16 protein-coding genes, 1 other RNA gene and 1 pseudogene are annotated in these 18,811 nt (G+C 71.1%); 12 read left to right on the forward strand and 6 right to left on the reverse strand.

The features are described from left to right. Positions 1-319 precede the first annotated feature (319 nt). The 3 genes from ACIBL4_RS13560 to ACIBL4_RS13570 are packed head-to-tail and all read left to right on the forward strand — an operon-like array spanning position 320 to position 3,237. The gene (locus ACIBL4_RS13560) at positions 320-1,177 is read left to right on the forward strand and encodes a MaoC/PaaZ C-terminal domain-containing protein (RefSeq protein WP_399409485.1); all 858 of its coding nucleotides are present in this window, start codon (positions 320-322) and stop codon (positions 1,175-1,177) included. 31 nt (positions 1,178-1,208) lie between these two features. After that, the gene (locus ACIBL4_RS13565; RefSeq protein WP_399409487.1) at positions 1,209-2,285 is read left to right on the forward strand and encodes a Zn-dependent alcohol dehydrogenase; all 1,077 of its coding nucleotides are present in this window, start codon (positions 1,209-1,211) and stop codon (positions 2,283-2,285) included. A 10-nt stretch (positions 2,286-2,295) separates the two neighbouring features. Beyond that, the gene (locus ACIBL4_RS13570) at positions 2,296-3,237 is read left to right on the forward strand and encodes a 3-oxoacyl-ACP reductase (protein ID WP_399409489.1); all 942 of its coding nucleotides are present in this window, start codon (positions 2,296-2,298) and stop codon (positions 3,235-3,237) included. 70 nt (positions 3,238-3,307) lie between these two features. On the opposite strand, the gene ACIBL4_RS13575 is transcribed toward ACIBL4_RS13570, so the two are convergent. Both ACIBL4_RS13575 and ACIBL4_RS13580 read right to left on the reverse strand, forming a co-directional pair. Beyond that, complete coding sequence (locus ACIBL4_RS13575; protein WP_399409491.1) at positions 3,308-3,484, reverse strand: hypothetical protein; 177 nt, start codon at positions 3,482-3,484, stop codon at positions 3,308-3,310. Between the two features lie 97 nt (positions 3,485-3,581). Further along, positions 3,582-4,823: a hypothetical protein gene (locus tag ACIBL4_RS13580; RefSeq protein ID WP_399409493.1), complete on the reverse strand. Its 1,242-nt coding sequence runs from the start codon at positions 4,821-4,823 to the stop codon at positions 3,582-3,584. A gap of 198 nt (positions 4,824-5,021) precedes the next feature. Here ACIBL4_RS13580 and ACIBL4_RS13585 point away from each other — a divergent pair, with 198 nt between their 5' ends. From ACIBL4_RS13585 to ACIBL4_RS13595, 3 genes are read left to right on the forward strand one after another with little or no spacing between them, the layout of a single operon-like run. Further along, positions 5,022-5,876, forward strand: coding sequence for a Nif3-like dinuclear metal center hexameric protein (locus ACIBL4_RS13585; protein ID WP_399409495.1), 855 nt, complete (start codon positions 5,022-5,024; stop codon positions 5,874-5,876). Further along, positions 5,873-6,616 (forward strand): zinc ribbon domain-containing protein, encoded by a 744-nt coding sequence (locus ACIBL4_RS13590; RefSeq protein ID WP_399410562.1) that lies wholly within the window; start codon positions 5,873-5,875, stop codon positions 6,614-6,616. The genes ACIBL4_RS13585 and ACIBL4_RS13590 overlap by 4 nt, the downstream gene beginning before the upstream one ends. A gap of 19 nt (positions 6,617-6,635) precedes the next feature. Continuing rightward, positions 6,636-7,955 carry a bifunctional RNase H/acid phosphatase gene (locus ACIBL4_RS13595; RefSeq protein ID WP_399409497.1) on the forward strand — a complete coding sequence of 440 codons (1,320 nt, stop codon included), beginning with the start codon at positions 6,636-6,638 and terminating at the stop codon, positions 7,953-7,955. Here ACIBL4_RS13595 and eda read toward each other — a convergent pair. The 4 genes from eda to ACIBL4_RS13615 all read right to left on the reverse strand — a co-directional run bounded on the left by eda (position 7,930) and on the right by ACIBL4_RS13615 (position 10,821). Continuing rightward, complete coding sequence (gene eda / locus ACIBL4_RS13600; protein ID WP_399409499.1) at positions 7,930-8,577, reverse strand: bifunctional 4-hydroxy-2-oxoglutarate aldolase/2-dehydro-3-deoxy-phosphogluconate aldolase; 648 nt, start codon at positions 8,575-8,577, stop codon at positions 7,930-7,932. The two genes, ACIBL4_RS13595 and eda, sit on opposite strands and share 26 nt — an antisense overlap. An 87-nt stretch (positions 8,578-8,664) precedes the next feature. After that, positions 8,665-9,447, reverse strand: coding sequence for a peroxide stress protein YaaA (gene yaaA / locus ACIBL4_RS13605; RefSeq protein WP_399409501.1), 783 nt, complete (start codon positions 9,445-9,447; stop codon positions 8,665-8,667). A 43-nt stretch (positions 9,448-9,490) separates the two neighbouring features. Continuing rightward, complete coding sequence (locus ACIBL4_RS13610; protein WP_399409503.1) at positions 9,491-10,069, reverse strand: hypothetical protein; 579 nt, start codon at positions 10,067-10,069, stop codon at positions 9,491-9,493. Continuing rightward, the gene (locus tag ACIBL4_RS13615) at positions 10,066-10,821 is read right to left on the reverse strand and encodes a MerR family transcriptional regulator (RefSeq protein WP_399409505.1); all 756 of its coding nucleotides are present in this window, start codon (positions 10,819-10,821) and stop codon (positions 10,066-10,068) included. Before ACIBL4_RS13615 ends, ACIBL4_RS13610 begins: the two co-directional genes overlap by 4 nt. A 163-nt stretch (positions 10,822-10,984) precedes the next feature. On the opposite strand from ACIBL4_RS13615, the gene ACIBL4_RS13620 reads away from it, so the two are divergent. The 6 genes and pseudogenes from ACIBL4_RS13620 to ACIBL4_RS13645 all read left to right on the forward strand — a co-directional run bounded on the left by ACIBL4_RS13620 (position 10,985) and on the right by ACIBL4_RS13645 (position 18,766). Further along, complete coding sequence (locus tag ACIBL4_RS13620; RefSeq protein WP_399409507.1) at positions 10,985-11,563, forward strand: Uma2 family endonuclease; 579 nt, start codon at positions 10,985-10,987, stop codon at positions 11,561-11,563. A 24-nt stretch (positions 11,564-11,587) separates the two neighbouring features. Beyond that, positions 11,588-12,427, forward strand: coding sequence for an AraC family ligand binding domain-containing protein (locus ACIBL4_RS13625; protein WP_399409509.1), 840 nt, complete (start codon positions 11,588-11,590; stop codon positions 12,425-12,427). Positions 12,428-12,509: 82 nt separating this feature from the next. Continuing rightward, positions 12,510-13,223 (forward strand): annotated as a pseudogene (locus tag ACIBL4_RS13630) (DMT family transporter); the annotation flags it as partial. Positions 13,224-13,338: 115 nt separating this feature from the next. Continuing rightward, positions 13,339-13,744, forward strand: an RNA gene (gene rnpB / locus ACIBL4_RS13635) — RNase P RNA component class A. Positions 13,745-14,495: 751 nt separating this feature from the next. Continuing rightward, positions 14,496-16,385 (forward strand): DNA/RNA helicase domain-containing protein, encoded by a 1,890-nt coding sequence (locus ACIBL4_RS13640; RefSeq protein ID WP_399409511.1) that lies wholly within the window; start codon positions 14,496-14,498, stop codon positions 16,383-16,385. Positions 16,386-16,651: 266 nt separating this feature from the next. Further along, positions 16,652-18,766, forward strand: a complete 2,115-nt coding sequence (locus ACIBL4_RS13645) for a DUF2075 domain-containing protein (RefSeq protein ID WP_399409513.1) — start codon at positions 16,652-16,654, stop codon at positions 18,764-18,766. The last annotated feature ends 45 nt before the right edge of the window (positions 18,767-18,811 follow it).

The raw sequence follows: 18,811 nt of genomic DNA on the forward strand, positions 1-18,811 counted from the left end.
CAGTGGTCTGCGTGTCATGGCAGCACGCTACGGACCCGCCGGGGCCGGGCGGCAGATGCGGTTGTACGGAGTTCGGCGGGACAAATGTCATGGGCCGGTTAATGTCATGGACCGGTTCTCACCCGGCGGTCATCTGACACGGCGTCAGGAGGCTTCACAAGTGTGGGGGCCTGGGCTATACAAAGGGCGCAGGACTGGAACGCGTTCCAGTTCGGCCGCAGACGGCCTCGGCGCGGCCGACGGTGCGGACGGCCGTGCCGAGGTCTTTGCCACGGTGGTCCTTCCCACGGTGGACTTTCTCACGGCGATCAGGAGCCCCATGCCCATCGACGCAGCCAAGGCGCTCGCCACCGAACCCCGGACCGGCGAGCTCTCCTGGGACCACAAGGACGTGCAGCTCTACCACCTCGGCATCGGCGCGGGCATCCCCGCCACCGACCCCGACGAGCTGCGCTACACCCTGGAGTCCCGGCTGCACGTCCTGCCGAGCTTCGCCACCGTCGCCGGTGCCGGATCCCCCGGCGTGATCAGCGGCCTGTCCATGCCCGGTGTCGACGTCGACCTCGCCCGAGTCCTCCACGGCGGGCAGAGCCTCCAGGTCCATCGCCCCATCCCGGCCCGGGGCCGCGCGACCGCCACCGGCCGGGTCGCCGCCGTGTACGACAAGGGCAAGGCGGCCGTCCTGGTCATGCGCACCGAAGTCGCCGACGACGACGGCCCGTTGTGGACCAACGACGCGCAGATCTACGTCCGGGGAGAGGGCGGCTGGGGCGGCGACCGGGGACCGTCCACCCGGCTCGAACCGCCCGTCGGCGAGCCGGACCGGGTCGTCGAACGGCACGTCCGCGAGGACCAGGCCCTGCTGTACCGGCTGTCCGGCGACTGGAACCCGCTGCACGCCGACCCCGAGTTCGCCAAGCGCGCCGGATTCGACCGTCCCATCCTGCACGGGCTGTGCACCTACGGCATGACGCTCAAGGCGGTCGTCGACACGCTGCTCGACGGGGACGTGACCCGGGTCCGCTCGTACGCCACCCGGTTCGCCGGGGTCGTGTATCCGGGCGAGACGCTGCGCATCCGCATGTGGCGCCTGGACGGCGAGGTCCGGGTCGCCGTCAGCGCCGTGGAGAGGGACGACGCGCCCGTCCTCGCCGACACCGTCGTCGCACACACCTGAGTCCCACACGCCGTACGAGGGGAGCCGCACCATGCGCGCAGCCGTACTGCACGAGATCGGCCAGGACAAGCTGGAGGTCCTCGACGACATCGAGGCGGTGGGGTTCGGCCCCGGCAAGGTGCGGATCCGGGTGCGCGCCGCGGGGCTGTGCCACTCGGACCTGTCCGCGATGAGCGGGGTGCTGCCGCAGCCCGGGCCGTTCGTACCCGGGCACGAGGGGGCGGGCGAGATCCTCGAAGTCGGCGAAGGCGTAAGCCGGTTGGCGGCCGGTGACCGGGTCGTCGTGTGCTGGCTGCCCGCCTGCGGTGCCTGCCCCGCGTGCAAGCGCGGACAGACCGAGCTGTGCCTGGCCGGGTTCATGAACGCGGGCACCCCCAACTTCAGGCGGCCCGGCGGGGACGTCTTCGGCATGGCCGGCACCGGCACCTTCACCGAGGAGGTCGTCGTCGACGCCGGGTGCGCGGTCCCGATACCCGACGACGTGCCCTTCGACATCGCCGCCCTCATCGGCTGCGGCGTCACGACCGGACTGGGCTCCGCGCTCAACACGGCCGACGTGGAGGCCGGTTCGTCGGTGGCGGTCATCGGGTGCGGCGGTGTCGGCATCTCCGTGATCCAGGGGGCCCGCCTGCGCGGGGCCGCCGAGATCGTCGCCGTCGACCCGGTCGAGACGCGGCGCGAGGCAGCCCTGCGGTTCGGCGCCACGAAGGCCGTCCCGCCCGACGAACTGCCCGACGCCAAACAGCAGATCACCGGCGGCGAGGGCTTCGACTACGTCTTCGAGGTCGTCGGCAAGTCCGCCACGGCACGCGCCGCCTACGAGAACACCCGGCGCGGCGGCACCCTCGTCGTGGTCGGCGCGGGAGCCATGGACGACGTCCTCCAGCTGAACATGTTCGAGCTGTTCTTCGACGAGAAGCGGATCCTGCCGTCCATGTACGGCGGCGGGGACATCCTGCGCTCCTACGAACGCACCATCGCCCTGTGGCGCGCGGGCCGCGTCGACCTGGCGGGCCTGATCACCCACCGGGTTCCCTTCGCCGACATCAACGAGGCTCTGGACCAGATGCGCACCGGAACCGCCCTGCGCACGTGCATCGAGCTGTGAGGACACCGCCATGCCGCTGCCGCTGAAGGGACTGTCCGCGATCGTCACGGGCGCGGGCCGCGGGCTCGGCCGGGCCGAGGCGCTGGAACTCGCCCGGCTCGGCGCCGCCGTCGTCGTCAATGACTACGGGCGGCCCGGCCGCGACGGCACCGGCGAGGCCTGCGCCGGACCCGCCGAGGAGGTCGTCGCCGAGATACGGGCGGCCGGCGGGACCGCGCTCGCGCACACCGGCGACGTCTCCGGCTTCGAACAGGCCCGCGGGCTCGTCGAGTCGGCCGTCGCCGAGTTCGGCAAGCTCGACATCCTCGTCAACAACGCGGGCATCCTGCGCGACCGCATGGTGTTCTCGATGGCCGAGGAGGAGTGGGACGCCGTACTCCGCGTGCACCTCAAGGGGCACTTCAACACCATCCGGTTCGCCGCCGCCCACTGGCGGGAGCGGTCCAAGCGGGCCGGGGAGCCGGTGTACGGGCGGATCGTGAACACCTCCTCCGAGGCGTTCCTCGCCGGTTCGGCCGGGCAGCCCAACTACGCGGCCGCCAAGGGCGGGATCGTCGGCCTGACCACCTCCACGGCCCTCGCCCTCGGCAAGTACGGCGTCACGGCCAACGCGATCTGCCCGCGCGCCCGCACCCGGATGACCGAGGACGTCTTCGCGGGCGTCGAACAGTCCACCGGCAACGGCCTCGACCCGCTCGCCCCCGAGCACGTCGCCCCGCTCGTCGGCTATCTGGCCTCACCCGCCGCCGGCCATGTGAACGGACAGCTCCTCGTGGTGCACGGCGGCATGGTGGCCGTCGTCGAACGGCCGCGCGTCGCCGCCCGGTTCGACAGCAAGCAGGACACCTTCACGTACGAGGAACTGGAGGCCGTCCTCGGGCTGTACTACGCGGACCGGCCGGCGGGGGAGACGTTCGCGGCGGTGGAGGTGCTGGGGCTGAAACGCGGCTGAAGAACGGGAACGGCCCCACCCGTCACACAGGGGGTGGGGCCGTTTCGGCCGTACGGTCACTGACGTTGCGTCAGGCCGCCGTCCCGGTGCGCTCCGTCCGCTCGGTCTCCGTCACCGGCTTGCGGTGGCGGCCGCGCGGAGCCGTCTCGCCGACCTGCGTGGAGATCTCGCCGCGGTGCCGGCCGTGGCCGGCGGCGGTCTCCTGGACGTCGGCAGTGTGCAGCTGGTTGGTGCTGGCGTCGCTCATCGGATGGAATTCACCCCGTCAACATGATCTTTCAAACAGCCGGGCGAGTTTAACCGGCCCCCCGCACCCCGGATCCAGGCGGCCACGCCAACCGGCACTAGTTCGTTACAAGCCGTCCCAACGGCGCCTCTTGCAGGGGAACCGGGCGGGGGGTGGAGGGGACCGGGGGCGGAGCGGGATCGGCTGGTGGAGTGGGTTGTGGGGGTTGTGCGGGCTGTGCCGGCCGCGGAGGCGTGTCGGAGGTTTCCGGAGTCGGGGGCGCCGGTTCCGGGGGGTGTCCTGTTACCGGGGACGCGCCGTGCTCGGGCGGTACGGCCGCGGGCGGGCTCACCTGTGCCACGCCGCACGGCACGGCCTCCGTCGCGTACGGCAGCCGCAGCACCCCGTCCGGCGTCCACAGGCCGGCGCCCGCCAGCCACCCCTCTGGTGCCGGGAGATGGTGCACCCGCCGCTCGGCCGGCCGCCACACGCCGACCCAGCTGCCGCGCGGACCGTCCATGCGCAGCGCCACCGCGCAGCTCTCCGGCGTCAGCATCTGCCCCGGCTGGATCGCGAACGGCGTGACGGTGCAGTCCGGCAGCCGCAGGCACTCCGGGAAGCGCACCGGCAGGGTGCTGCCGAGGACACCCCAGCCCAGCCGGTCCTGCCCCGGCGAGGGCGCGTCCGAGCGGATCAGCAGCAGCCCGCTGTCGTGGTCGGCGAGCAGCAGCCGGTCGTCGCTGTCGGCGGCGATCTGGAGCAGCGGCGACACCTCCCCGCCGCGCTCCAGGTCCACCACGACGGCCTTGGTGCGCCCGCCGGTCTCCCGGTCCAGGGCCAGCAGCCGTCCCGTACGGTCCAGCCAGACCCCGCCCGAGCAGCGGCCGGGCAGCTCGGCCAGCCGCTCGGGCCCGAAGGCACCGCCCGCCACCAGCCACACCGTCGTCGCACGCGGGCCGACGGACAGGGCGTACGCCCGCTCGCCGCCGGGGGCGGGCGGCAGTAGCCGCAGCCGGGCCGTGTCGTCCGGGCACTCCACCACGCCCAGGGGCACCTCGCCGGTGCCGGGCCCGGTCGGGTACAGCAGCGAGAAGGCGTGCCGCCCGGCCACCAGACGGTGGATGAGGACCCGCCCGTCACCCATCGGCTGCACCTCGGTGCCCGGTTCCTCCGGCTGGTTGCGGGGCAGGGGCACCGCGTACGGCTCGGGGCCGTCCAGGGTCCAGCGCTCGGGGAACCAGGAGTCGCCGGCCGACGCGAGGCGTGCGGCGTAGGCGCCGTCCGCGGTGAGTGTGCATCCTGCCGGCGCGGCCTCGTCGTCCCCGTGTCCCACCGAAGGCTCGATCGCACACGCTGTCATCGTTCGGTCACCTCCAGTGACGAACGTAGTTTTCGTAAGCGCGGCCGGGGATCCGCAGGCACCCGACTTCACACATAAGGGTGTTCCAGGAACGATTCGCCTGAGGAGCAGGGGGCGACTGTGCTGAGCGGGACCAGGGCGGGCGGGCCGCGGCGGTGGCGGTTCAACGCCACAGATCAGACGGGTAGCCTTGCACCCGTGCCCCGTCTGTCTGAAGTCATCGCCGAGCTGGAGAGCCTGTGGCCCGCCGAGCGGGCCGAGTCCTGGGACGCGGTCGGCACCGTCGCGGGCGACCCGGACCAGCAGGTCACGCGCGTCCTGTTCGCCGTCGACCCGGTCCAGGAGATCGTCGACGAGGCGGTGAAGCTGGGCGCCGACCTGCTCGTCACCCACCACCCGCTCTATCTGCGCGGCACGACGACGGTCGCGGCGTCCCACTTCAAGGGCCGTGTCGTCCACACGCTCATCAAGAACGACATCGCGCTGCACGTCGCCCACACCAACGCCGACACCGCCGACCCCGGCGTCTCCGACGCCCTCGCGGGCGCCCTGGACCTCAGGGTCACCGGGCCGCTCGTACCGGACCCCACCGACCCGGAGGGCCGTCGGGGCCTCGGCCGCGTCTGCGCCCTGGACCATCCGCTGACCGTCCGCGAGTTCGCCGCCCGCGCCGCCGAGCGGCTGCCCGCCACCGCGCAGGGCATCAGGGTCGCCGGCGACCCCGAGGCGCTCGTCCGCACGGCCGTCGTCAGCGGCGGCTCCGGCGACAGCCTCTTCGACCACGTACGCGCGGCGGGCGTCGACGCCTTCCTCACGGCGGACCTGCGCCACCACCCCGTCTCCGAAGCCCGCGCCCACAGCCCCCTCGCGCTGCTCGACGCGGCGCACTGGGCCACCGAGTGGCCCTGGTGCGAGCTGGCCGCGAGCCAGCTCGACGAGATCTCCGACCGCCACGGATGGGACCTGCGCGTCCACGTCTCGAAGACGGTCACCGACCCCTGGACCGCCCACGCGGCCTCTACCACTTCTGACCCCCTGGGAGCCCCGAACTGAACGCCGAGCCCGCCGACCAGATCCGACTTCTCGACGTCCAGGACCTCGACGTCCGCCTCCAGCAGCTGGCCCACCGGCGGAGGTCGCTGCCCGAGCACGCCGAGATCGAGTCGCTGACCAAGGACCACACCCAGCTGCGCGACCTGCTCGTGGCCGCGCAGACCGAGGAGAGCGACACCGCCCGCGAGCAGACCAAGGCCGAGCAGGACGTCGACCAGGTGCGCCAGCGCGCCGCCCGCGACCAGCAGCGCCTGGACTCCGGTGCCGTCACCTCCCCCAAGGACCTGGAGAACCTCCAGCGCGAGATCGCCTCGCTCGCCAAGCGGCAGGGTGATCTGGAGGACGTGGTGCTGGAGGTCATGGAGCGCCGGGAGTCCGCGCAGCAGCGGGTCGCCGAGCTGACCGAGCGCGTCTCCTCCGTCGAGGCGAAGATCGAGGACGCGACCGCGCGCCGTGACGCGGCCTTCGAGGAGATCGACGGCGAGACCGCCACGGTCACCAAGGAGCGCGAGGTCATCGCCGGGTCGATCCCCGCCGACCTGCTCAAGCTCTACGAGAAGCTGCGCGAGCAGCAGGGCGGCGTCGGCGCGGCGAAGCTGTACGCACGCAGCTGCCAGGGCTGCCGGCAGGAACTCGCCATCACGGAGCTGAGCGAGATCCGCAGCGCGGCGCCCGACAGGGTGATCCGCTGCGAGAACTGCCGCCGCATCCTGGTGCGCACGTCCGAGTCCGGTATCTAGGCCGCGGGGAGCCTGTCCGGTGCGGGAGTTCATCGTCGAAGCCGACGGCGGGTCGCGGGGCAACCCGGGGCCCGCGGGCTACGGCGCCGTGGTGAGCGACGCGGCGACCGGTGAGACGCTGCGGGAGGCCGCCGAGTACCTCGGCGTCGCCACGAACAACGTCGCCGAGTACCGCGGCCTCCTCGCCGGCCTGCGCGCCGCCCACGAGCTGGACCCGGCCGCGACGGTCCACGTCCGGATGGACTCCAAGCTCGTCATCGAGCAGATGTCGGGCCGCTGGAAGATCAAACACCCCGACATGAAGCCCCTGGCCGCGGAGGCGGCCCGGATCTTCCCGCACGGGCGCGTGACGTACGAGTGGATCCCACGCGAGCGCAACAAGCACGCGGACCGGCTGGCCAACGAGGCGATGGACGCCGGGGCCAGGGGGGAGCAGTGGTCGGCCTCGACTTCTACGGCGGAGCTGGACACCAAGGCCGGGGCTGCCGCCCCGCCTGGTCCACCGGGCCCGCCGGGTGACGCCGCGGCAGGCGCCGCGAGGGCCCGCGAAGCCCTGGCGGCCGGCAGGACTCCGGAATCCGGGCCTTCCCCCGTGCCGTCTTCCGTCCCCGGGACGACGGAGCAGCCGGACGCCGACGTCAGCCCGGCCAAGGCGGATGCCGATGCCCGTGCCGCCAGGGCCGTTGCCGCCCCGGGGTGGGCGCCCGCCGACATGGGTGCTCCGGCCACCTTCGTGCTGCTGCGGCACGGGGAGACGCCGTTGACGCCGCAGAAGCGGTTCTCCGGCAGTGGGGGCTCCGATCCGGCCCTCTCCGACATCGGCAGGGACCAGGCCGAGCGAGCCGCCGCCCTGCTCGCCCGGCGGGGCACGATCCAGGCGATCGTGTCGTCGCCGCTGGCCCGCACCCGGGAGACCGCCGGGATCGTCGCCGCCCGGCTCGGCCTGGACGTCAGCGTGGACGACGGGCTGCGCGAGACGGACTTCGGCGCCTGGGAGGGCCTCACCTTCGCCGAGGTGCGCGAGCGCCACCCCGACGACCTGAACGCCTGGCTGGCCTCCCCGGACGCCGAACCCACCGGCGGCGGCGAGAGCTTCGCGGCGACCGCCACCCGGATCGCCGCCACCCGCGACAAGCTGATCGCGGCGTACGCGGGCCGCACGGTCCTGCTCGTCACGCACGTGACTCCGATCAAGACACTGGTCCGGCTCGCCCTCGGCGCCCCGCCGGAGTCGCTGTTCCGGATGGAACTGTCGGCCGCGTCGCTGTCGGTCGTCGCGTACTACGCGGACGGCAACCCCAGCGTCCGGCTCCTCAACGACACGTCCCACCTGCGCTGAGCGCCGCCGCCTCACGGGCCAGCGCCTCGATGCGGCCCCAGTCGCGCGCCGCGACCGCGTCCTGCGGCAGCATCCAGCTCCCGCCCACGCAGGCGACATTGGGCAGGCCCAGATAGTCCGGGGCGGAGGCCGGGCCGATCCCGCCCGTGGGACAGAACCGGGCCTGGGGGAGCGGCCCCGCCAGCGACTTCAGATACGCCGTACCGCCCGCGGCCTCGGCCGGGAAGAACTTCATCTCCCGCACCCCGCGCTCCAGCAGCGCCACGACCTCCGAGGTGGTCGACACCCCCGGCAGGAACGGCACGCCGGAGCCCCGCATCGCCTCCAGCAGCACGTCCGTCCAACCGGGACTGACCAGGAAGCGGGCGCCCGCGGCCACCGTGTCCGCGACCTGCTCGGCGCTGATCACCGTCCCGGCACCGACCACCGCCTCCGGCACCTGCCCGGCGATCTGGCGGATCGCCTCCAGCGCCGCCGGCGTCCGCAACGTCACCTCGATCGCCGGCAGCCCGCCGGCGACCAGCGCCCGCGCCAGCGGCACGGCGTCACCGGCATCCTCGATGACGACGACGGGAACGACGGGCGCGAGGTCCAGCAGGGCGGCGGGCAGCGGAGAGGGCATGGCCGTATCCTGCCGCCGCGTCAACAGCATGCGCAAAGGGCATTGCGCATACTGCAACGCTTCAGGGTTGCGCTACTGGGATGTGGCTCAGTGCACCTCGGTCACCAGCACGTCCAGCGACCACGCCTGCCCCGCCTTCGCGGGCGCCTGAGCCTCCACGACGTACCCGAGATCCCGCAGCGCCTCCACCAGCTCGGCCGGCCCCTTCGGGGCGGCCCCGGCGGTCAGCAGGCTGCGTACGATCCGCCCCTTCGTCGCCTTGTTGAAGTGGCTGACGACCTTCCGCGTCGGCGCGTGCAGCACCCGCACGGCCGCCGTCCGCCCGGCGACCTCGCCCTTCGGCTTCCACGCGGCGGCGTACGCGGCGGACCGCAGGTCCAGCACCAGCCCGTCCCCGGCCACCTCGGGAAGCACCGACGCCATCGGCGTACGCCAGTGCGCGCCCAGCGCACCGAGACCCGGCAGCTTCACCCCCATCGAGCACCGGTAGGACGGAATCCGGTCCGTGACCCGGACCGCTCCCCACAGCCCGGAGAGGACCAGCAGCGACCGTGCGGCGCGGCGCTTGGCCGCCGTGTCGAGGGTGGCCAGGCCGAGGGCGTCGTACAGCACGCCCGTGTAGATCTCCCCGGCCGGCCGGGTCCCCGCGGTGAGCAGGTCGGCGTTCTTGGCGACCTCGCCCCGCAGCCCCTCGCTCAGCCCCAGCACCTCGCGTGCCTTGTTCTCGTCGCCGGAGCACAGCTCGACCAGCTCGGTGAGGACGGCCTCCCGGGCGTCGGACAGCCCCGGCAGGGACAGCGACTCGGGCTTCAGCGGGGCACCGCGGCCGGAAGAGGCCTTGCCCTCGGACGGCGGCAGCAGGACGAGCACGGGTACTCCTTCGATCGAACTCCGCCGACAGCGTACGGGGAGCTCAGACGCGGGCCCGGCCGAGGGCGCGGACGAGGCCGTCGGCGTCGTCCGCGTGGAAGCGGACGATCCGCACCTCGCGGCGCCGGCCGAGGAAGGTGACGTGGGTGACCGGCTCGGTCAGTTCGAGCGTGACGGTGGTCTGGGACCCGACCTCGACATCGAGTTCGCCGTCGGCCCGCTCGTGCGTCATCCGCAGCTCGCGCCGCACCGAGGCGATCCGCTCCAGCGGCACGCACAGGTCGACATGGACGTACCGCCGTATCCGCAGCCGGCCGGCGTCCGTATCCAGCACGTGCGGCCGTACGACGGACGAGGCGTGCAGCGCGACGACGAGCACGATGCCGTACACGTCCAGGAAGAGAAGCACGGCGTGTGCGGTCGGCCAGTCGCGCAGCAGCACGGACATAGCGACCGTCTCGACGAGACACACGAACCCGAACCCGAACATCATCGCGCCCTGCCCGCGCGCGTACCCGAAGACCTGTCCGCTGCGCGCCCCCTGCGTGCGCCGCAGCACCCACAGCACGAGACTCACGAGCAGCCGTGCCTCGTGCCGTACGACCAGCCGCGCGACCCTCACCGCCGCTCCTCGGTGAGGAGACGCAGCGTCCGGCGGAGCGCCTCCGCCTGGGCCGGAGCCAGGTCCTCGTAGAAGGCGCGCAGCACACTGTCCTCGCCGTCGAGGTCCCCGATCTCCGGGAACAGCCCCGGCGGAATGCAGTCGGCGAGGGCCCGGGCCGCTCCGGCGACGCGTGGATCGTCCGGCTCCGCATCGGCGAGCGCGTCGAGCAGGACGTACGCCTCGTCGGCCCGCGCCGCGGCGTCGGGCCGGCCGAACACCTCACCCAGCGACGACACGAGCTGCTGCCGCGCTTCGTCCGGCATGACCGTCTCCAGGAAGGCGATGATCTCGCGGTCCTTGGCCGCCATCGGCGAGTCCGACAGCTGCGCGGTCCCCGCGAACAGCGCGGCCAGCCCGGGCGACACCGGCCCCTCGGCCGGCAGCCCGCCCTCCGCCTCCAGCAACGCCCGCAACCGCCCCCGCCGCTCCCGGATGGCCTCCTCCTGCCGCGCCAGATCCTCGTCGAGCTCGGTCAGCACCTCGACGAGGTCCTTGGCCGCGTCGTCCGCCAGCACATCCCGCACCTCCGCGAGTCCCAGCCCCAACTCGGTCAGCCGCCGGATCCGCGCCAGCACGACGGCGTGCCGCAGCCCGTACTCCCGATACCCGTTCGCCCGCCGCTCCGGCTCCGGCAACAGCCCCTGATGGTGGTAATGCCGCACGGCCCGCGTGGTGACACCGACGACGGCGGCGAGTTCTCCGATCCGCATGGGACCAGTAGAGACGTTGACGTTGCGGCAAGGTCAAGGACCGGCTCTGGCTTCTGACGGCGCTCGTGATCCTGTGCCACGATCGAGGGAACGGGTCCCGATCTCACGGACAGGTGATCTTCCGATGTCCCAGTCTGGCGAGCGACCGAAGGAGGGGCGTGACATGACTGCCATGGCCCATGAGCCGCTCACGCAGGAAGAGGTCCTGCTGGAGGGCTTCCTCGCCCTGGACACGCCGGAGGGTTTCCGGGCCGAGCTGATCGAGGGGGAGATCGTTGTGACGCCGCCGCCGGACGGGGATCACGAGAAGTGCATCAGCCGGATCGTGCGGCAAGTGATCAAGCAGTCCCGGACCGACATGGACTTCTCCGGGAACAAAGGGCTGAAGATGCGGAGCGGGGACGCCTGCCCCAAGAACCACCTGGTGCCGGACGTCACGTTCGGTCCCGTCGAACTCGACCTGTTCGGCGGGGTCGGATCCTGGATGTCCTGCGAAGGCGTCGCCATGGTGCTGGAGGTGACGTCGACCAAGCCGAAGGCCGATCGCGAGGTGAAACGCCGTTGCTACGCCCGCGCCGGCATCCCTCTCTATCTGCTCGTCGACCGGGACACCGCTCAGGTCACGCTGTTCAGCGAACCCAAGCAGGACGACTACCGCGAGCATTGCGCCCGCCCCTTCGGCAAGCCGATCGCACTGCCCGAGCCGTTCGCTTTCGAACTGGACACCACGGACCTCCTCTGATCCCCTGTGAGCCGGGGGTACGAGATGAGCGCACAGGGGCGGATACGGGAACAGGCCCGGTGGGCCAGGGCGCGGCTGGGGCGGGGCGGGCCGCCGCTGGACCTTCTCACCGCACACTTCGACCGGCACGTCTACGCCCCGCACGCCCACCGCGAATTCACCATCGGCGTCACGGTCGGCGGCTCGGAGGTCATCGCGTACCGGGGTGGGCAGATCCACTCCTACCCCGGCTCGATCGTCGTCCTGGAACCGGGCGAGATGCACACCGGCGGACCGGCCGCCCGCGAGGGCTACGCCTACCAGGCCCTGTACGCCGAGCCGTCCCTCCTCACCGACGGCACGCTCGGCGGCCCCCCGCACTTCCGCGACCCCGTCCTGCACGACCCCGAACTGGCCACCGCCCTGCGCGCCGCCCACACCGACCTCAGCGCCTGCCCCGACCCCCTGGAGGCCGAGTCCCGGCTGCCCTGGCTGCTCACGGCCCTGGCCCGCCGGCACTCCACGGCCCGGGCGAGCGAGGACACCGTCCCCGGAGCCGATCACATCGCCAGAGCCGTACGCGACCGCCTCGCGGACGAACTCCTGGAACCCCCCTCCCTGACCGCCCTCGCCACCGACCTGGGCCTGTCCCGCTACCAACTCCTCCGCGCCTTCCGCACGACGATGGGCGTACCGCCCTACGCCTGGCTCGCACAGCACCGCGTGACCAAGGCCCGCGGCCTCCTGGAAGCCGGCCTGCGCCCCGCCGAGGTCGCCGGACTCGTCGGCTTCGCCGATCAGGCGCACCTCACCCGCTGGTTCCGCCGCGTGCTGGGCGTGACCCCGGCGGCTTACCGCAACAGCGTTCAAGACGCGGTGGGGTGAGGGGACCGAGACTCGCCGTATGACTGCACGCGGCTGGTTCCTGTTCTCCCTGATGGGAGTGGTCTGGGGCGTCCCCTACCTGATGATCAAGGTGGCGGTGGAGGAGCTGTCCCCGTCCATGGTGGTGTTCACGCGCTGCGCGCTGGGCGCCGCGCTCCTGCTCCCCTTCGCGCTCCGCCAAGGCGGTCTCGGCCGCACCGTCCGGACCCACTGGAAGCCGATGCTGGCCTTCGCCGTCATCGAGATCATCGGCCCCTGGTGGACCCTGACCGACGCCGAACGCCATCTGTCCAGCTCCACCGCCGGGCTCCTCATCGCGGGCGTGCCGATCGTCGCCCTCATCCTGGCCCGCTTCTTCGGCGCCGAGGAACGCGTGGGCGCCCGCCGTGTCGCCGGACTCGCCCTCGGTCTCGCGGGCGTCACCGTCCTCACCCTGCCCCACCTCACCGGCGACGCCCGCTCCCTGGCCGAGGTGCTGGTGACGGTCGTCGGCTATGCCACCGCCCCGCTGATAGCCGCCCGGCATCTCAAGGACGTACCGACCCTCCAGCTGATCACCCCCTGCCTCACGCTCGCCGCCGTCGTCTACGCCCCAGCCGCTTACCTGACCCGGCCCGCCACCATGCCCTCGGCCGAGGTCCTGGCCGCCCTCGCCGGCCTCGGCATCGTCTGCACCGCGATCGCGTTCGTGGCCTTCCTGGAACTGATCAAGGAGATCGGCCCGACCCGGGCCGGCGTGATCACCTACGTCAACCCGGCGGTCGCCGTCGCCGCGGGCGCCCTGTTCCTGGACGAGGAACTGACCCTCGGCATCGGCGTCGCCTTCACCCTGATCCTGGCGGGCTCGGTGCTGGCCACGGCCGCGGCGCCGAAACGGGAGATCCGCCGGGTACCATGGTCGACACGGCAGACGAGCCGGGCGGACGGCCGCGTGGAGTCCCCCTGACGGGGAGCTCCCCGAGGAACGTCCGGGCTCCACAGGGCAGGGTGGTGGCTAACGGCCACCCGGGGTGACCCGCGGGACAGTGCCACAGAAAGCAAACCGCCGGGGGCTCCGGCCCTCGGTAAGGGTGAAACGGTGGTGTAAGAGACCACCAGTGCCTGGGGTGACTCAGGCAGCTAGGTAAACCCCACCCGGAGCAAGGTCAAGAGGGAGCACCTCGGTGCTCCTGCGCGGACGCTCGAGGGCTGCCCGCCCGAGTCCGCGGGTAGACCGCACGAGGCCGGTGGCAACGCCGGCCCTAGATGGATGGCCGTCGCCCGGGGCTCCGCGAGGAACCCCGGGAACAGAACCCGGCGTACAGCCCGACTCGTCTGCCGCTGTCGGCGGCTTGCCTTGGAAAGGGCATCTGATCTGGGGCGGAAGTCCGTTTCGATCTTTCGGGGCTTGCCGCGTCACGCGGCGGAAGTCCCTCGGGCAGTGCTGGATGCCCTGAAAAGTTCCTTGGCGCAGATTTAGCGGGCTAGGTCTCTGCGCTGGCCGTTCGCGGCAGCCGTCAGAGCATGGTGCTGGAGCTGCTGGCGGTGGGGTTGGTCTTGGCTCGACGGGATCACGCGGCCCGATCGCGGTTCGCGCCGGCGACTGGAGCCGTCAGAGCGAGGCACTCGCCGGGCACTTCGAGCGGGGGCGCGGCTCGGCGCCGATATCCGGGACGCGCTGACCGGCGCCATCGACGCGTTGCTCGCCGCGGGAGACTTGATCGAGTCGGAGGGCAGCCTGATTCCCGCCGAGGGTTTCTGATTCTTTGCGATGGCCCTCCTCATCTCGCCCGGAGGGCCTCCGAGTGACGGGGCCTGGTCGCCGTTGCGTCGACAGGCTTCGTTGCGGCGTTTAGACCCTGACACGGCCGCATTCGCCGGGAGTACTCCGGTATCCGGACTTGGATAGGGGAGATCGGACACGCCACTCGCTGCTGCCACTATGACCACCGGTACGACCGTCAGTACCGCCAGGTACTCTAAAACCCATCGTCAACGCGGCCCGACGGGCTTCCGCTCCACCTCGGTGGAGTCTCGAAGGACATGCCCCCACCCGCACGAGTCTTTTCGTGCTGCCTGGGGGAAGTTCTTGCTGTTCCGCGCGTCCGCGAAAACGGTCGCCGTCATGGCACTCGACGGTTCGCTGTTCCTGCACCTCACCGACAACTTCGTCCACATGCACGGCTATCGGCCCGGCGCCTCGGAGGTGCGTTCCTGGGAGCGCAGCATCCCCGTCCTGGCCGCCGCCCTCAACGACGCCGGCCTGGGCGACGTGGAGGTCATGCTGGAGTACTCGCTCCCGCTGAACAGCAAGCGCGTCGACGTCGTCCTCGCCGGAGTACACCCGGTCACGGGAGAGCCGTCCTACGTCGTGGTGGAGCTGAAGCAGTGGAGCCAGGCGCTGCCCCACGAGGACGACCCCACCCTGTGCCACGTCGACGCCTATGCCCACCCGGTCCTCAACCCCATCGAGCAGGTGCGCCGCTACTGCGAATACCTCGTCAACTTCAACGGGGCGGTAGCCGAACACCGGCATCGGGTGGCCGGAGCGGCATATCTGCACAACGCCACCGAGTTCGGCGTGACCGGGCTGCGGGAGATCGAGCGCGATGGCCACGGACTGCTCTTCACCGCGGAACGGCGGGGCGCCTTCCTCGACCATCTCCGTACGAGGCTGAGCGACGAACACTCGGGGGCCCAGGCGGCGGACCAACTGCGGGCAGGAGCCACCGTGCCGTCGAAGCAGTTGATGTCCGTGGCCGCCGAGGAGGTGCGCGAACGCCAGCAGTTCATCCTCCTCGACGAGCAGCAGGTGGCGTACCGCATGGTGCTCAACGCGGTGGAGAAGGCGAAGCAGGCCGACCGCAAAGAGGTCGTCATCGTCACGGGCGGGCCCGGTACCGGTAAGAGCGTGATCGCGCTCCAACTGCTCGGTGACCTGTACCGCCGCGGAGTTCCCACGTTGCACGCGACCGGTTCGCAGTCGTTCACGAAGACAATGAGGAAAGTCGCCGGAGCCCGCAAGCGGGAAGTCCAAGACCTGTTCAAGTACTTCAACAGTTTCATGACCGCTGAGAAGAACAGTTTGGGTGCGCTGATCTGCGACGAGGCGCACCGCATCCGGGAGACCTCGGCCAACCGCTACACCCGTGCAGCACTCCGCACTGGCAGGGCACAGATCGACGAGCTCATCGACGTCGCCTACGTGCCCGTGTTCTTCCTCGACGAGCATCAGGTCGTGCGCCCCGGCGAGATGGGCACCGTGGCGGAGATCAAGGCGGTGGCAGCGAAGCGGGGCATCCCATGCCACGTCGTCCCGCTCGACAGCCAGTTCCGCTGCGGTGGCAGTGACGCCTACCTGCGCTGGGTGATACGCCTTCTCGGTTTGGAGCCGGGCGGGCCGGTCGTCTGGGAGCCCGACGACCGCATGCAGTTGTTGGTGGCCGACAGCCCGCAGGAGATGGAGGCCTTCCTCGAAGCCCGTCGGTCCCAGGGCTACGGTGCCCGTATGTCCGCAGGTTACTGCTGGCGCTGGTCCCCGGAACCCAAGCCAGGCGAGCCGCTCGCGACCGATGTCGTCATCGGCGACTGGGCCCGCCCGTGGAACCTGCGCGGCGACCGCTCCGTCTCCGGCGCGCCCCCGGCCGCGCTCTGGGCCACCGACCCGGCGGGCTTCGGACAGGTCGGCTGCGTCTACACCGCGCAGGGCTTCGAGTACGACTGGTCCGGCGTCATCATCGGTCCCGACCTGGTCTGGCGCGGCGACCGCTGGATCACGGACCGCATGGCGTCGAAGGACCCGGTCTTCAAGAAGTCCACGCCCGACACGGACGTGGACCGCCTGATCCGTAACACATACAAGGTGCTGCTGACCCGGGGCATGGTCGGCACGATCGTGTATTCGACGGACCCGGAGACACGGGAGAAGCTGCGGGAGCTGGCGGGCGGACACCGGGACCGGAAACCCGCCACGGTCTGACGGGGCAGCGGGAAGCCCGGCGGGAGCGGCAGGCGGAACGGATAGCCCATCCTCTCTGCCTCTTTCGCGATGTCGTGCCACGGCACTGACAGCGTGATCCGGCCACGATTCTTGCGGTTCGGGCCGACAGCCGCTCTGTCGCTCCCCCTGTAGGCCACCGCCTCCTTAAGATCATCGGTACCAATTGCGGCCCGACGGGCTTCCTTACGAGGACACGCCCCCATCCGCACGAGTCATTCGTGCCCTGGGGGAACCACCTCGTGTCCATGCTCCTGCTGAAGCTGGCGGCGCAGGATCTGCTCACCTTGAACTCAAGACGCCGCATGGTGCCGCATCTAGCCGCCAGGTGGCGGCATTTTCGGGGAGCGGATGCGTCGCTGACGGAGCGTTTCGCTTGGGCGGAGAGCCTGGTGAGCCTCGCCAGCGACCTGGTCGCCGCCGGTCGCGGGAACGTGGAGATGATCGTCGAGTGTGCTGCCACCCTCAGCGAGACTGACCGCCCGGACGGCCCCCGGCGCATCGATGTCGTTCTCGTGGGCCATCATCCGCACCGGCGTCAGTTGTCCGTGCAACTCGTCGAACTGAAGCGCTGGTCGATGGTGACCAGGGTGGAGCAGGCGACCGCTGATCTCGTGCACGTACCGGGGATGGGCAGGAAGAAGCACCCGGCACTGCAGTTGCGCGAGTACTACGAGGCTTTTACGGGCACCGGCGGGCCGCTGAGCGGACTCGACTTCGAATGCGGCGGCTTCGCCTACCTGCACAACGCCACGGACGAGTCCGTACGGCCCCTGATCGACATCGACATGCCGACCGGCTCCTACGCCCGTGTGTACACCAATGACGGGCGAGAGAAGCTATTGTCCGACCTCCGCGAGAACTTCGCCGAGGAAGGTGGCGCCTCTGCGGCCGAAGTACTCATGCGGAGCATGGGGCTACGCAACACGCCCTTGCTCGACGCCATGATCTGGTCGCGCGGAGAGGACACCGTGTTCACCCTGCGCGGGCGGCAGAAGGAGGTCGCCGACCAGATCTTGGACACGGCCTCCAAGGTCCTCCCCGACCCCTTGAATCCAGCCCTCGTCCCCGACGAGCGGCGCGTGGTCTTCCTGGTGACAGGTGGCGCCGGGACCGGCAAGAGCGCCATCGGACTGCAGATCAAGGCGGAGTTGGAAGCTCGAGGCCGGACAGTCAAGTACGCCAGCGGCAGCCGGGCCTTCAATGGCGCCATTCAGGAACATGTCGGCTACGGAGACCGGGAGTTCCGCGAGACCTTCACCTACTTCAGCAGTTTCGTCACCCCGCCGGATCCGCCTCTGGACGCGCTGATTTGCGACGAGGCGCACCGTATCCGGGACCGTTCGACGAACCGTTTCTGGAAGCCCGAGCAGCAGGGCACCCAGCCCCAGGTGGACGAGTTGCTCGATGCGTCCCGGCTGACGGTTTTCTTCCTGGACGAGGGGCAGTCCGTGCGACCGAACGAGGTCGGCACCGTCGGCCTGATCGAGGACGCGGCCAGGCGACGCAACGCCCGACTCGTGCGCTACGGCCTTCGGGAGCAGTTCCGGTGTGGTGGCAGCGACGCCTACATCCGCTGGGTGCGCGCCGTGCTCGGGGTGACGGACGACGCACCGGGGCAGTGGACACCGGACGGACTGATGCACGTGGAGGTGGCGGACACCCCGCATGAACTCGAACGCATCATCCGCAGCGAAGCCCTGGCCGGCGCGTCCGCGCGCATGGTCGCCGGCTACTGCTGGCCCTGGACGAAGCCTCTCGGCGAGGGGAAGCGACTGGAAGCCGACATCCGCATCGGCGACTGGCACAGGCCGTGGAACGCGGACAGCGACAGCTTCTGCGAGAACGACGCGCCACCGTCGAAGATCTGGTCGGTGCACAAGAACGGTCTCGACCAGATCGGCTGTGTGTATACGGCGCAGGGTCTCGAATGGGACTGGTGCGGTGTGATCATGGGTGAGGACATGGTGCGCCGCGACGGCCAGTGGGTGTTCCAGCGGGGCAAGGAGCATGAGGAGCCGGAAACGGGAATCAAGCGCGTCGCCACGCCGGGGTCGTTCGACCCGAAGGTGAAGGCCGGCAGTGTGGACGACGGGGAATTCGCCCGACTGGTCCGGCATGCCTACCACGTGCTGATGACTCGGGCGAGCCGTGCGACGGTGCTCTACTCCACGGACGAGGAGACCCGGACCTACCTGAAGGAACTCGTTGGCGAGGTCCATCTCCACGGACTGCGCCCCACCTGGGAGAACCTGCCGAGGGAAGCGCGCGTACCGCACCTGCCCCGGCCCCGGAGAGGAAAGCGCCGCCGCAGGAACCGGAACACGCCGGGCTCGGAGGGATCCGATCTGCGTCTGTTCTGACGGGTGCCGGCACTGACGCGGAGTGGCGGGCTCTCCGGGCCCGCC

This window comes from Streptomyces sp. NPDC050416 (assembly GCF_044458845.1).
In the GTDB taxonomy this organism is placed as follows: domain Bacteria; phylum Actinomycetota; class Actinomycetes; order Streptomycetales; family Streptomycetaceae; genus Streptomyces.

Coding starts and splice junctions, on each gene's coding strand:
- ACIBL4_RS13560 (WP_399409485.1), top strand. CDS start 320: ATGCCCATCGACGCAGCCAAGGCGCTCGCCACCGAACCCCGGACCGGC.
- eda (WP_399409499.1), bottom strand. CDS start 8,577: ATGCCCTCTCCGCTGCCCGCCGCCCTGCTGGACCTCGCGCCCGTCGTT.
- ACIBL4_RS13620 (WP_399409507.1), top strand. CDS start 10,985: ATGACTGCCATGGCCCATGAGCCGCTCACGCAGGAAGAGGTCCTGCTG.
- ACIBL4_RS13625 (WP_399409509.1), top strand. CDS start 11,588: ATGAGCGCACAGGGGCGGATACGGGAACAGGCCCGGTGGGCCAGGGCG.
- ACIBL4_RS13575 (WP_399409491.1), bottom strand. CDS start 3,484: ATGAGCGACGCCAGCACCAACCAGCTGCACACTGCCGACGTCCAGGAG.
- ACIBL4_RS13645 (WP_399409513.1), top strand. CDS start 16,652: ATGCTCCTGCTGAAGCTGGCGGCGCAGGATCTGCTCACCTTGAACTCA.
- ACIBL4_RS13570 (WP_399409489.1), top strand. CDS start 2,296: ATGCCGCTGCCGCTGAAGGGACTGTCCGCGATCGTCACGGGCGCGGGC.
- ACIBL4_RS13615 (WP_399409505.1), bottom strand. CDS start 10,821: ATGCGGATCGGAGAACTCGCCGCCGTCGTCGGTGTCACCACGCGGGCC.
- ACIBL4_RS13565 (WP_399409487.1), top strand. CDS start 1,209: ATGCGCGCAGCCGTACTGCACGAGATCGGCCAGGACAAGCTGGAGGTC.
- ACIBL4_RS13580 (WP_399409493.1), bottom strand. CDS start 4,823: ATGACAGCGTGTGCGATCGAGCCTTCGGTGGGACACGGGGACGACGAG.